This is a genomic window from Ottowia sp. (assembly GCF_035325765.1).
In the GTDB taxonomy this organism is placed as follows: Bacteria; Pseudomonadota; Gammaproteobacteria; order Burkholderiales; family Burkholderiaceae_C; genus Ottowia.
Window position 1 is genome coordinate 1 of record NZ_DAOKZG010000017.1, and the last position, 12,894, is coordinate 12,894.

Below are 12,894 nucleotides of genomic sequence, written 5' to 3' on the forward strand. Positions count from 1 at the left end.
CGGCGCTCAGGAGCAGGCCCCCACGCTTCCCCGCTGCGCGTGGTGCGCTGCCCCCAAAGGGGGCGCTCGCGCCTTGGGACGGCCCGGCGGCGCTCAGGAGCAGGCCCCCACGCTTCCCCGCTGCGCGTGGTGCGCTGCCCCCCAAGGGGACGCTCGCGCCTTGGGACGGCCCGGCGGCGCTCAGGAGCAGGCCCCCACGCTTCCCCGCTGCGCGTGGTGCGCTGCCCCCCAAGGGGGCGCTCGCGCCTTGGGACGGCCCGGCGGCGCTCAGGATGTGCAGGCACATCGCGCTCATTTGCGCCCTCCCCGCATCAGCGCGCGGCTTTCGACGTCGACGCGCAGCACGATGGCAATCGCCACGAGGTTGGCCATGATGGCCGAGCCGCCGTAGCTCATGAACGGCAGGGTCAGGCCCTTGGTGGGCAGCGCGCCCAGGTTGACGCCGATGTTGATGAAGGCCTGGAAGCCCAGCCACAGGCCGATGCCCTGCGCCACCAGGCCGGAGAACACGCGGTCCAGCGCGATCGCCTGGCGGCCGATGATCATGATGCGGCGCGTGAGCCAGAAGAACAGGAAGATCACGCACACCAGGCCGACCAGGCCAAACTCCTCGCCGATCACGGCGAGCAGGAAATCGGTATGCGCCTCGGGCAGCCAGTGCAGCTTCTCGATGCTGGCGCCCAGGCCGACGCCGAAGATCTCGCCGCGGCCGATCGCGATCAGCGCGTGCGAAAGCTGGTAGCCCTTGCCCAGCGCGTGGTCCTCGCTGAACGGGTCGAGGTAGGCGAAGATGCGCTCGCGCCGCCAGGGCGACGTCCAGATCATGAGCGCGAACGCCACCACCAGGATGGCGGCGATCAGGAAGAACATACGCGCGTTGACGCCACCCAGGAACAGGATGCCCATGGCGATCACGGCGATCACCAGGAAGGCGCCCATGTCGGGCTGGGCCAGCAGCAGGGAACCGACCACGCCCACCGACGCCGCCATCGGCAGCACGGCGCGAAAGAAGCGCTCCTTGACTTCCATCTTGCGCACCATGTAGTCGGATGCGTAGAGCAGGATGGCGATCTTGGCCAGCTCGGAGGGCTGGAAGTTGATGGGACCGAGCGCGATCCAGCGGCGCGCGCCGTTGATCATGCTGCCCACGTGCGGGATCAGCACGGCGATCAGCAGGCCCAGGGTGAGCAGGAACAGCCAGGGCGCCGCCTTTTCCCACCAGTCCATGCGCACCTGGAAGGCCACCAGCGCTGCCACCAGGGACAGGCCGATCCACAGCGCATGGCGCAGCGCGAAGTGATTGGGCGAGTAGCGCGCGAAGCGCGGGCTGTCGGGCAGCGCGATGCTGGCCGAATACACCATCACCAGGCCGAAGGCGAGCAGGGCCACGCAGACCCAGACGAGGCCCTGGTCGAAGCCCAGCACGCGCGAGGGCGTGCTGCTGGTGTGCGTGGTGCCGGCCGAGCCGATGCGCACCGGCAGCTCGGCCGCGGCGGCATGTGCGCCGCGCCGGCGGCGCGCCTTGCCGCTGCCGCCGGCACCCGTGAATCCAGCGGCCGCGGTCACGCGAGCGCCTCCAGTTCGATGCCCTCGGCGTGCGCCAGCGCCTGCACCTCGGCGCGGAACACGTCGCCGCGATGGCCGTAGTTGTCGAACATGTCGAAGCTGGCGCAGGCGGGCGACAGCAGCACCGCGTCGCCTGCCTGCGCCGCGTCGCGCGCCAGCACGACGGCCTGCGCCATGTCGGCGGCGTCGAGCAGGGGCACGCCCGACAGCACCTGGCGGATCAGCGGTGCATCCTGGCCGATCAGGATCACGGCGCGGGCATGGCGCGCCACCGGATCGGCCAGCGGCGCGAAGTCCTGGCCCTTGCCCTGCCCGCCCAGGATCAGCACCACGCGGCGCTGAACGATAGCCCCCACGTCCGGCACCTGGTGTCCGCCCTGCCCCCCAAGGGGGCTCTCGCTTGCCTCGGACGGCCCGGCGCTGCGCTCGCCCCCCAGGCCCTGCAGGGCGGCCACGGTGGCGCCGACGTTGGTGCCCTTGCTGTCGTCGAAGAACTCGATGCCGCCGAGCACGCCGACCGACTGCAGGCGATGCGGCTCGCCGCGGTATTCGCGCAGGCCGTACAGCATGGGCGCCAGCGGACAGCCGCAGGCCACGGCAAGTGCCAGCGCCGCCAGCGCGTTGGCGGCGTTGTGGCGGCCGCGGATGCGCAGCGCGTCGGCCGGCATCAGGCGCTGCAGATGCAGTTCCGGCGCGTCGCCGGCCTTGCGGCGGCGCTCGGGTTCGCTGTCCGGCAGCGCGCGCACCAGCCAGGTCATGCCCGCCACGCTCTCGAGGCCGAAATCACCGGCCTCCGGCGGCAGGTCGGTGCCGAAGCTGATGACCTCGCGCAGCAGCGGGCGCTGCCCGCGCACCGCCTTCGCCGGCGCCGGCCGCAGCGCGGCCACGCGCGCATCGTCGCGATTGAGCACCATCGCGCCGGTCGGACCAAACACCTTGGCCTTGGCTGCCGCATAGGCCTCCAGGCTGCCGTGCCAGTCGAGGTGGTCCTGGGTGATGTTGAGCAGCACGGCCGCGGTCGGCTCGAAGTCGTGCGCCGCGTCGAGCTGGAAGCTGGAGAGTTCGAGCACCCAGGCCTCGGGCAGCTCGCCCGCGTCCAGGCGCGCGGCCAGGGTGTCGAGCAGGCTGGGGCCGATGTTGCCGGCCACCGCCACCGACTTGCCGGCGCGCTCGATCAGCTGGCCCGCCAGCGCCGTCACCGTGGTCTTGCCGTTGGTGCCGGTGACGGCCAGCACCGCCGGTGCGTAGCCGCGCTCGGCCTTGAGCTGGGATAGCGCCTGAGTGAACAGGTCGAGCTCGCCGGCGACCGGCAGCGCGCGCGCCGCCGCGGCCTCGGTGACGGCGGCGATCTCGGCCGGCGCCAGGCCGGGGCTGCGGTAGACCGCGCGCAGGCTCGGGTCCGCGGCCAGGCTGGCCGTGAACGGTCCGCTGACGAAGGCGGCCCCCGGCACGGCCGCGCGCAGCGCCGCGAGCTGCGGCGGCTCGGCGCGCGTGTCGGCGACCGTCACGCGCGCCCCCGCGCGCGCGCACCAGCGCGCCATGGCCAGGCCGGAGGCGCCCAGACCCAGCACCAGCACGTGGAGGCCCTGCAGCGTGTTCACCGCGCCCTCCCCGCAATCAAGGCGCCGCAGTCGCTCACCCCAACCCGCTCCCAGGGGGAGAGGGAGAACGGTCCGCGGAGCAGGCCACGCGCGGGCACCCGTGGCCAGGGTCTCCCTGGCCACAGGGTGCGTCCCCCTTCGGGGGAACGAGCGAAGCGAGACAGGGAGAGCATCATCTCAGCTTGAGCGACGACAACCCCACCAGGCACAGCAGCATGGTGATGATCCAGAACCGGACGACGACCTGGGTCTCAGCCCAGCCGCTCTTCTCGAAGTGGTGGTGCAGCGGCGCCATCTTCAGCAGGCGCCGGCCCTCGCCGTAGCGGCGCTTGGTGAACTTGAACCAGGTCACCTGCAGCATGACCGAGATCGCCTCGACCACGAAGATGCCGCCCATGATGGCGAGCACGATTTCCTGGCGCACGATGACGGCGATGGTGCCGAGTGCCCCGCCCAGCGCCAGCGCGCCGACGTCGCCCATGAAGACCTGGGCCGGGTGCGCGTTGAACCAGAGGAAGGCCAGGCCGGCGCCGGCCATGGCGGCGCAGAAGATCAGCAGCTCGCCGGTGCCGGGGATGTAGGGAAACAGCAGATACTTCGAATACACGGCGCTGCCGGTGACGTAGGCGAACACGCCCAGCGCCGAACCGACCATGATCACCGGCATGATGGCCAGGCCATCGAGCCCGTCGGTCAGGTTGACGGCGTTGCTGGAACCGACGATGACGAGGTAGCTCAGGATGACGAAGCCCAGCACGCCGAGCGGGTAGCTGACCTCCTTGAAGAAGGGCAGCAGCAGGCCGGCAGCGTGGGGCAGCTCGACCTGGAAGCCCGAGCGGATCCAGCTCGTGAACAGCTCCCAGACCTTGGCGTTGGAGCCCTCGGAGATGCTGAACACCAGATACAGCGCGGCGACCAGGCCGATCACCGACTGCCACAGGTACTTGTCGCGCGAACGCATGCCCTCGGGGTCCTTGTTGACCACCTTGCGCCAGTCGTCGACCCAGCCGATGGCGCCGAAGCCGAAGGTGACCAGCATCACGATCCAGACGAAGCGGTTGCTCCAGTCGAACCAGAGCAGGGTCGAGATGGCGATCGCCAGCAGGATCAGCACTCCGCCCATGGTCGGAGTGCCGCTCTTGATCAGGTGCGTCTCCATGGCGTAGCCGCGCACCGGCTGGCCGATCTTCAGTGCCGTCAGGCGCCGGATCACCCAGGGACCGAAGGCAATGCCGATCAGCAGCGCGGTCATCGCCGCCATCACGGCGCGGAAGGTGAGGTACTGGAAGACGCGGAAGAAGCCCAGCTCTGGGGAGAGCTTCTGCAGCCAGGCGGCCAGTTCAAGCAGCATGCTCGCTCCCTTCCGGGGACGCGTTGTCCGCCGCCCGCGTGAGTGCCTCGACCACGCGCTCCATGCGCATGAAGCGCGAACCCTTCACGGCCACGCTGGCGCATTGCGCCAGCAGCGTGTGCACGGCGGCGTTCAGGCGCTCGATGTCGTCGAAGTGCAGGCCGCCAGAGGCCATCGCGGCGTGGATCGCGAGCGGTCCGTGCGCCAGCAGGTGCTCGATGCCACGCTGGCGCGCGTAGCTGCCGACCTCCGCGTGGAAGGCCGTGCCCTGGGTGCCCACCTCGCCCATGTCGCCCAGCACCAGCAGGCGCGGACCCGGCAGTTCGGCCAGCACGTCGATCAGGGCGCGCACCGAATCGGGGTTGGCGTTGTAGGTGTCGTCGATCAGGGTGATGCTGCGGCCGCGCCGGCGCAGCACCAACGTGCGCGAGCGTCCGCGCACCGGCCGAAACGCGGCGAGCCCCTGCGCCATGGCGTCGGGCGGCACGCCGGCGGCCTGTGCACAGGCCAGCGCCGCCAGCGCGTTGTGCAGGTTGTGGCGGCCGGCGATGTGCAGATCGAATGCCAGCGTGCCGGCCGGCGTCGCGGCACGCACCTGCCAGCGGTCGCCGCGCCACTCGGCCTGCCGCAGGTGCACGTCGGCATCCGCCCCGGAGGCGGCAAACAGCAGTTGGGCGTGGGCGCCGGCCATGGTGCGCCACAGCGGCGCATGCGCGTCGTCGCTCGGGAACACGGCCGTGCCGCCGGCGCGCAGGGCCTTGAGGACGGCGCCGTTCTCGCGTGCCACCGCCTCGACGGAGGCCATGAACTCCAGGTGCTCGCGCTGGGCGTTGTTGACCAGCGCCACCGTCGGCTGCGCGATCTCGGCCAGACGCGCGATCTCGCCCGGGTGGTTCATGCCGAGTTCGACCACCGCCGCACGGTGACCTGGCCGCAGCCGCAGCAGGGTCAGCGGCAGGCCGATGTCGTTGTTGAGATTGCCTTCGGTCGCGAGCGCGGCCTCGCCCACCCAGGCGCGCAGGATGCCGGCCAGCATCTGGGTCACCGTGGTCTTGCCGTTGCTGCCGGTGACCGCGATCAGCGGGCCATCGAAGCGCTGGCGCCAGTGCGCGGCGAGGTCGCCCAGGGCCCGACGCGCGTCGGGCACCAGCACGCCGGGCAAACCGCTCGCGTGCAGGCGCGCGGCCGCGTCCTCGCCGCACAGCGCCGCCACGGCGCCGCGCTCGGCGGCCTGCGCCAGGAAGTCGGCGGCATCGAAGCGCTCGCCGCGCAGCGCGACGAACAGGTCGCCCGGCTGCAGCGTGCGGGTGTCGCTGTGCACGCGCGTGATGCGCGTGGCGCCAGCACCCGCCAGGCGCGCACCGGGCAGCCAGGCCGCGATCTGGTCCAGGGGCAGATCCATGCCCATCATGGCCGCGCCCCCGGCAGGGCGGCGCGCGCCACCGCCTGGTCGGAAAACGGATGGCGCTGGCCGGCGACTTCCTGGTGGTCCTCGTGCCCCTTGCCGGCGATCAGCACCACGTCGCGGGGCTGCGCCGCGGCCAGCGCCGCTGCGATGGCGCGTGCCCGGTCGACCTCGACCAGGGCCGCATCCGGCCGCGCCAGTCCGGCCAGCACGGCGTCCACGATGGCGCGCGGGTCCTCGTGGCGCGGGTTGTCGCTGGTGACCACGACGCGATCGGCCAGCCGCTCGGCCACCGCCGCCATCAGCGGGCGCTTGCCGGCGTCGCGGTTGCCGCCGCAGCCGAACACGCACCACAGCGCGCCGGCGCGCCGCTCGGCCAGCGGCCGCAGCGCGCGCAGCACCTGCTCCAGCGCGTCGGGCGTGTGGGCGTAGTCGACAATGGCCAGCGGCGCGCCGGCAACCTCGATGCGCTCCAGGCGCCCCGGCACCGCCGGCAGGGCGGCGCAGGCCGCCGCCGCGTCCGCCAGCGGCACGCCGAGGGCCCGCATGACGCCGAGCACGCCCATCAGGTTGGCGGCGTTGTACGCGCCCACCACGGCGGCATCGACGACCTGTTCGGCCTGGGCCTCGTGCACGGTCCAGTGCAGGCCGCGCTCGTTCCAGTGCAGGTCCTGCGCGCGCAGCCGCGCAGGGCGTTGCAGGGATACGGTCCAGACGTCGACGCCGCGCGCGGCGGCATGGTGCGCCAGTGCGTCGCCGCGCGGATCGTCGATATTGATCACCGCCGCCTGCAGGCCGGGCCAGTCGAACAGCGCCTGCTTGGCCTGCCAGTAGGCGGCCATCGTGTCGTGGTAGTCGAGGTGATCCTGGCTGAAGTTGGTGAACACGGCGACGCGGATCGCCGTGGCGTCCAGCCGGTGTTCGGCCAGGCCGATCGACGAGGCCTCGAGTGCGCAGGCGCGCACGCCGTGGTCGACCAGGGTGCGCAGCCCGGCGTGCAGGCGCACCGGATCGGGCGTGGTCAGGCCGGTCGGCTCCAGCCGCGGCGGCACGCCGATGCCGAGCGTGCCGACGATGGCGCACGGCGACAGCGCGGGCGACCGCAGGGCCGACAGCGCGTGCGCCAGCCACCAGGCGGTCGAGGTCTTGCCGTTGGTGCCGGTGATGGCGACCAGGGCGAGCGCACGCGAAGGCGCATCGTAGTAGGCGTCGGCAATCGGGCCGCAGGCAGTCCTGAGGCCGGCATAGCGTGCCACCGGCGCATCCGGGGCAAAGCCGAAGCGCTCGCTGCCTGCCTGCTCGACCAGGCAGGCCAGCGCGCCCTGGGCCAGCGCGGCGGCAACGAAGGCGCGGCCATCGCTCGCCGCCCCCGGCCAGGCAATGAAGCCGTCGCCCGCGCGCACGCGCCGGCTGTCCGTGTGCAGGCAACCGCGCACGCGCGCGCGCAGCCAGCGCGCGGCCTCTTGCGGGGTATGCAGCACGGTGATCGCCACCTCAGTCCTTCCCGACGCCAGCCGTCACGCCAGAACCCGGGCATCGCGTGGCCGTGGAACAGGCCATTCGAGCGAACGCCGTGGCCTCAGCCATGCCGGCCACCAGCGTTGTCCCCCGGCCCGCGCAGCGCAGCGCAGCGAGAGCGGGGGGCTGAGGCTCGCGGCTCCAGGCCTGCCTGCGCAGGCCGGGGCGAGCCGAAAAGCCACCGACTCTGGCGGTAAGCACGTGGCGCGTCAGCGACTCAGGGGGGTGCATCTAGAACGACTCCTCGACCTGCTGCGCCACGATCTCGGGCTTGACCTCCACGTCGGGAGCCACGCCCATGATGCGCAGCGCCTGCTGCGCGACTTCGCTGAACACCGGGGCCGCCACGCTGCCACCGTAGAACACGCCGTTGCTCGGCTCGTCGACCATCACGGCGACGATCACACGCGGCTGCTCGATTGGCGCCATGCCGACGTACCAGGCGCGGTACTTGTTGGCGGCATAGCCCTTGCCGACCTGCTTGCGCGCGGTGCCGGTCTTGCCGCCGACCGAGTAGCCGATGGTCTGGGCGCGCTGGCCGGTGCCGCCCGGGCCGGCGGCCATGTGCAGCATCTTGCGCACGGCGCGCGCGGTCTTGTCGGAGAACACGCGCAGGCCGGGCACGGCGGCGCCGTCCTGGCTCTTCAGCAGGGTCGCCGGGATGATCACGCCGTCGTGGGCGAAGGCGGTGTAGGAATGCGCCATCTGGAACAGCGAAGCCGACAGGCCGTAGCCGTAGGCCATGGTGGCCTGCTCCACCGGGCGCCAGCTCTTCCACGGGCGCACGCGACCGCTGGCGGCGCCCGGGAACGTGAGGTCCGGCTTGCGCCCGTAGCCGAGCGCGGAATAGGCGTCCCACATCTCGCGCGCACCCAGCTTCTGCGCGATCTTCAGCGCGCCGACGTTGCTCGATTTCTGGATCACGCCCTCCACCGTCAGCGTGCCGTAGTCGTGCGTGTCACGCACCGTGTAGCGGTCGAGCTGGTAGCGACCGGGGCCGGTCTGGATCAGCGTCTGCGGCGTCACGCGTCCGAGCTCGAGCGCGATCGCGGCGGTGATCGGCTTCATCACCGAGCCGGGCTCGAAGGTGTCGGTGAGTGCGATGTTGCGCAACTGGGGCCCGCTCAGGCCGGCCCGGTTGTCCGGCGCGTAGCTGGGGTAGTTGGCCAGCGCCAGCACCTCGCCGGTGCGCGTGTCGAGCACCACCACGCTGCCCGATTTCGCCTTGTGCGCGGTCACCGCGTCGCGCAGCTTCTGGTAGGCGAAGAACTGGACCTTGGAATCGATCGAGAGCTGGATGTCCTGGCCGTCGGTGGGCGGAACCGCTTCGCCGATGGCGTCGACCACGCGGCCCAGCCGGTCCTTGATGACGCGACGCGAGCCCGGCCGCCCGGCCAGCCGCTGGTCGAACGAACGCTCGGCGCCTTCCAGGCCCTGGTTCTCGACGTCGGTGAAGCCGATCACGTGCGCCGCCGCCTCGCCCTCCGGGTACTTGCGCTTGTATTCGCGGCGCTGGTGGATGCCGGGGATCTTCAGCTCGGCGATGCGCTGCGCCACCGGCTCGTCGACCTGGCGCTTGACCCAGACGAAATTCTTGTCCTCGTCCGCCAGCTTGCGCTTGAGGTTGGCCAGCGGCATGCCCAGCAGCCCGGCCAGCTCGCGCAGCTCGGCCTCGCTCGCCTTGACGTCCTCGGGGATCGCCCAGATGCTCGGCGCCACCACGCTGGACGCGAGCAGCAGGCCATTGCGATCGAAGATGCGGCCGCGGCTCGCCGGCAGCTCCAGCGTGCGCACGAAGCGCACCTCGCCCTGGCGCTTGAAGAAGGCGTTGTCCACCACCTGGACGTAGGCCGCGCGCCCGGTCAGGCCGAGGAAGGCCACGGCCAGGCCGGCGACGATGAACTTGCTGCGCCAGACCGGCGTGCGCGAGGCCAGCAACGGGCTGGAGGTGTAGCGGATGCTCTTCATGGCCGCGCCCCCTCGGCGGCCGCGGCGCCGGCGACAGCCGCGCGCGGCAGCGTCACGTATTCGGTGATGGCCGGCGTGATCGAGCGCATCGCCAGCTTCTCCTTGGCCAGCTTCTCGACACGCAGCGAGGTCGCCTGCGCGCGCTTTTCCACCTCCAGCCGGCGCCGTTCGGTCTCGAGCGCGCGCGCCTCGCGGCCGACGCGATCGATCTCGGTGAACAGGCGGCGCGACTCGTACTGCACGCGCACCAGGTAGAGTGCCGACACCATCACGGCCGCCAGCAGCACGATCGACAATCGCGTCATGCTGGAGCCTCCGTGCGCTCGGCCACGCGCAGGATGGCGCTGCGTGCCCGCGGGTTGGCCGCCACCTCGGCGGCACTGGGGCGCTGGCGCGCGAGCGCGCGCAGCAGGGGCGGCGCCGGCTCGACGAAGGGCGCATGCCGGTCCACCGGCGCCCGCGCGTGGCGCGCGATGAACCGCTTGACGATGCGATCTTCCAGCGAATGGAAACTGATCACCACCAGACGCCCCCCGGCCCGCAGCACGCGAAGACTCGCGTCTAGCGCCTGGGCGAGCTCTTCCAACTCGCCGTTGATGAAAATCCGAATAGCCTGGAACGTGCGTGTCGCAGGGTGCTGGCCCGGCTCGCGGGTGCGGACCGCGCCAGCCACGAGTTCGGCCAGTTCCAGGGTGCGGGCCACCGGCCGGCCGGCCTGCCGGCGCGCGACAATCGCCTTTGCAATGGCGACAGCAAACCGTTCTTCGCCGTAGTCACGAATCACCTCCGCGATCTGACGCTCCCCAGCCTCCGCCAGCCACTCGGCCGCGCTCTGGCCCCGCGTGGGGTCCATGCGCATGTCGAGCGGGCCGTCGGCACGAAAAGAAAAACCCCGCGCGGGGTTGTCGACCTGGGGCGAGCTGATGCCCAGGTCCAGCAACACTCCGGCCACGCTGGCCGGGGCCAGTTCGCCCAGCGCCGCGAAGCCCTGGTGCCGGATGGCAAAACGCGCATCCTCGATGCGCGCCGCTGCGGCCAATGCCTCGGGATCCTTGTCGAAGGCGACCAGGCGGCCCGCCGGCGCCAGGCGATCCAGGATCTCGCGCGCATGTCCGCCGCGGCCGAAGGTGGCGTCGACATAGCAGCCCTGCGGATCGGTGACCAGTGCATCCACCGCTTCCTGCCGCAAGACCGTGGTGTGGGACCATGCGTGCACTGCCCCCGCCTTCAAAACGCGAAGTCCTCGAACGCCTCAGGCATCTGCGCCTGCATGGCCTCGGCCTCCTGCGCCTCGTAGCGTGCCTTGTCCCAGAGCTCGAAGTGCTGGCCCATGCCCAGCAGCATGGTCTCGCGCACCAGGCCGGCGGCGCCGCGCAGCTCGGGCGACACCAGCACGCGGCCGGTGGCGTCCATTTCCACGTCCATGGCATTGCCCAGGAAGATGCGCTTCCACCACTGGGCCGACATCGGCAACTGGGCGATGCGCTCGCGAAAACGCTCCCACTCCGGGCGCGGGAACAGCATCAGGCAGCCATGCGGATGCTTGGTGATGGTGAGCTGCCCGCTCGCCATGGCAAGCAGGACGTCGCGGTGCCGCGTGGGCACGGAGATCCGCCCCTTGGCATCCAGATTCAGCGACGACGCCCCTTGAAACACCGATATTCCCTGCTACGCTGGCCGCGATTTGGCAAGAATGGCACTTCTCACCACTTAATTGCACTAAATTGCACTGTAGCAGGAATTCACCGCGAACAACAGCGTGGGCCGCATTTTTTTTCAATGAAATCAATGCCTTAGCCCGTCATTCGAGATTTCTTTGAAGAAAAATGGCTTTGAAATTAGTCACTTATGGCGATCAATGAAAGTGCTTTGAAAGGATGCGCGCGAATCGCCCGGTCGCAGGGCGCACGCAAGAGCGTGAAATTCCGCACACCCTGCGGCCGCTGGCGCCGTCGACAGGAGGCAGGCCGGGCGCGCAGCCGCTGCCCCGGCCCGCCGCCCGGCCCGCGGCTGCCTGCAAACGCCGCGCGAGCCGCCTGAGCCTCGGTCCCGACGCCGTCGGGACGCGCCCCGGACGGGCCCGGCCGGACTCCGGCTCAGAGGATGTAGCGCGACAGGTCTTCGTCGCGGCTGAGCGCCGCCAGCCGCGCATCGACGTAGGCGGCGTCGATCACCACCGCCTGCCCTTCCAGCCGGGTGGCGTCGAAACTGACCTCATCGAGCAGGCGCTCCATCACCGTGGACAGGCGGCGCGCGCCAATGTTCTCGGTCGACTCGTTGACGTCGCAGGCGATCTGCGCGATGCGCGCGATGCCGTCCTCGGTGAAGTCCAGGCGCACGCCCTCGGTGGCCAGCAGGGCCTGGTACTGGCGCACCAGGCTGGCATCAGTCTGCGTCAGGATGGCCTTGAAGTCCTCCACCGAGAGCGAGGCCAGTTCGACGCGGATCGGCAGGCGCCCCTGCAGCTCCGGCACCAGGTCGCTCGGCTTGGCCAGGTGGAAGGCGCCGGAGGCGATGAACAGGATGTGGTCGGTGCGCACCATGCCGTACTTGGTGCTCACCGTGGTGCCCTCGACCAGCGGCAGCAGGTCGCGCTGCACGCCCTGGCGCGAGACGTCGGCCGTGCTGCCGCCGCCCTCCAGCGAGCGCGAGGCGACCTTGTCGATCTCGTCGATGAAGACGATGCCGTTCTGCTCCAGGTTCTGGATCGCCTGCACGCGGATCTCGTCCTCGTTGACCAGCTTGCCGGCTTCCTCGTCGACCAGCAGCTTGAGGGCCTCGCCGATCTTCACGCGGCGCAGCTTGCGCCGGCCGCTGCCCAGGTTGCCGAGCATGCCGCGCAGCTGTTCGGCCATTTCCTCCATGCCGGGCGGCGTCATGATCTCCATGGTCGGCGTCGGCTGCGCCAGCTCCAGTTCGATTTCCTTGTCGTCGAGCTGGCCCTCGCGCAGCTTCTTGCGAAAGGCCTGGCGCGCCGCGCTGTCGCCGCCCTGCGGCGTGCTGCCGTCGGCGCTGCGCGCGGGCGGGATCAGCACGTCGAGGATGCGCTCCTCGGCCAGGTCCTCGGCGTGCGTGCGATGCTGGCGCATGGCCTGCTCACGCTGCTGCTTCACGGCCAGTTCGGCCAGGTCACGGATGATCGAGTCGACGTCCTTGCCGACGTAGCCGACCTCGGTGAACTTGGTCGCCTCGACCTTGATGAACGGTGCATTCGCCAGCCGCGCCAGGCGGCGCGCGATCTCGGTCTTGCCGACGCCAGTGGGGCCGATCATCAGGATGTTCTTGGGCGTGATCTCGGGGCGCAGCTTCTCGTCGACCTGCTGGCGGCGCCAGCGGTTGCGCAGCGCGATCGCGACGGCGCGCTTGGCGGCCTGCTGGCCGACGATGTGGCGGTCCAGTTCGGAGACGATCTCCTGGGGGGTCATGGAGGACATGGCTGGGCGCGTGACAAATGACAGGTGACTGGCGTCGCTGCGCGACGTCGA

General features: G+C 70.9%; 10 protein-coding genes. All 10 read right to left on the reverse strand.

Annotated elements, in window-relative coordinates:
- Nucleotides 1–291: 291 nt before the first annotated feature.
- A complete protein-coding gene (gene ftsW / locus PKA16_RS07710; RefSeq protein ID WP_324401989.1) occupies nucleotides 292–1,566 on the reverse strand; it encodes a putative lipid II flippase FtsW in 1,275 nt (424 codons plus the stop codon).
- Entirely contained in the window at nucleotides 1,563–3,167 is a 1,605-nt protein-coding gene (gene murD, locus PKA16_RS07715) for a UDP-N-acetylmuramoyl-L-alanine--D-glutamate ligase (RefSeq protein WP_324401991.1), read from the reverse strand. The genes ftsW and murD overlap by 4 nt, the downstream gene beginning before the upstream one ends.
- A 172-nt stretch (nucleotides 3,168–3,339) precedes the next feature.
- On the reverse strand, nucleotides 3,340–4,518 hold the full coding sequence (mraY, locus tag PKA16_RS07720; RefSeq protein ID WP_324401993.1) for a phospho-N-acetylmuramoyl-pentapeptide-transferase: 1,179 nt from the start codon (nucleotides 4,516–4,518) through the stop codon (nucleotides 3,340–3,342).
- On the reverse strand, nucleotides 4,508–5,920 hold the full coding sequence (murF, locus tag PKA16_RS07725) for a UDP-N-acetylmuramoyl-tripeptide--D-alanyl-D-alanine ligase (RefSeq protein ID WP_324401995.1): 1,413 nt from the start codon (nucleotides 5,918–5,920) through the stop codon (nucleotides 4,508–4,510). Before murF ends, mraY begins: the two co-directional genes overlap by 11 nt.
- A gap of 5 nt (nucleotides 5,921–5,925) precedes the next feature.
- Nucleotides 5,926–7,410 carry a UDP-N-acetylmuramoyl-L-alanyl-D-glutamate--2,6-diaminopimelate ligase gene (locus tag PKA16_RS07730; RefSeq protein ID WP_324402070.1) on the reverse strand — a complete coding sequence of 495 codons (1,485 nt, stop codon included), beginning with the start codon at nucleotides 7,408–7,410 and terminating at the stop codon, nucleotides 5,926–5,928.
- Nucleotides 7,411–7,672: 262 nt separating this feature from the next.
- Nucleotides 7,673–9,409, reverse strand: a complete 1,737-nt coding sequence (locus PKA16_RS07735; RefSeq protein ID WP_324401997.1) for a penicillin-binding protein 2 — start codon at nucleotides 9,407–9,409, stop codon at nucleotides 7,673–7,675.
- Nucleotides 9,406–9,714, reverse strand: coding sequence for a cell division protein FtsL (gene ftsL / locus PKA16_RS07740; protein WP_324401999.1), 309 nt, complete (start codon nucleotides 9,712–9,714; stop codon nucleotides 9,406–9,408). The genes PKA16_RS07735 and ftsL overlap by 4 nt, the downstream gene beginning before the upstream one ends.
- Entirely contained in the window at nucleotides 9,711–10,625 is a 915-nt protein-coding gene (gene rsmH / locus PKA16_RS07745) for a 16S rRNA (cytosine(1402)-N(4))-methyltransferase RsmH (RefSeq protein ID WP_324402001.1), read from the reverse strand. Before rsmH ends, ftsL begins: the two co-directional genes overlap by 4 nt.
- Before the next feature lie 11 nt (nucleotides 10,626–10,636).
- Nucleotides 10,637–11,065 carry a division/cell wall cluster transcriptional repressor MraZ gene (gene mraZ / locus PKA16_RS07750; protein WP_324402003.1) on the reverse strand — a complete coding sequence of 143 codons (429 nt, stop codon included), beginning with the start codon at nucleotides 11,063–11,065 and terminating at the stop codon, nucleotides 10,637–10,639.
- Between the two features lie 440 nt (nucleotides 11,066–11,505).
- Nucleotides 11,506–12,843 carry an ATP-dependent protease ATPase subunit HslU gene (gene hslU / locus PKA16_RS07755; RefSeq protein ID WP_324402005.1) on the reverse strand — a complete coding sequence of 446 codons (1,338 nt, stop codon included), beginning with the start codon at nucleotides 12,841–12,843 and terminating at the stop codon, nucleotides 11,506–11,508.
- Nucleotides 12,844–12,894: the final 51 nt, after the last annotated feature.

What these genes read in the sequence shown, in the direction of transcription:
- mraY (WP_324401993.1), bottom strand. Translation starts at nt 4,518, where the DNA reads ATGCTGCTTGAACTGGCCGCCTGGCTGCAGAAGCTCTCCCCAGAGCTG.
- murF (WP_324401995.1), bottom strand. Translation starts at nt 5,920, where the DNA reads ATGGATCTGCCCCTGGACCAGATCGCGGCCTGGCTGCCCGGTGCGCGC.
- PKA16_RS07735 (WP_324401997.1), bottom strand. Translation starts at nt 9,409, where the DNA reads ATGAAGAGCATCCGCTACACCTCCAGCCCGTTGCTGGCCTCGCGCACG.
- ftsL (WP_324401999.1), bottom strand. Translation starts at nt 9,714, where the DNA reads ATGACGCGATTGTCGATCGTGCTGCTGGCGGCCGTGATGGTGTCGGCA.
- hslU (WP_324402005.1), bottom strand. Translation starts at nt 12,843, where the DNA reads ATGTCCTCCATGACCCCCCAGGAGATCGTCTCCGAACTGGACCGCCAC.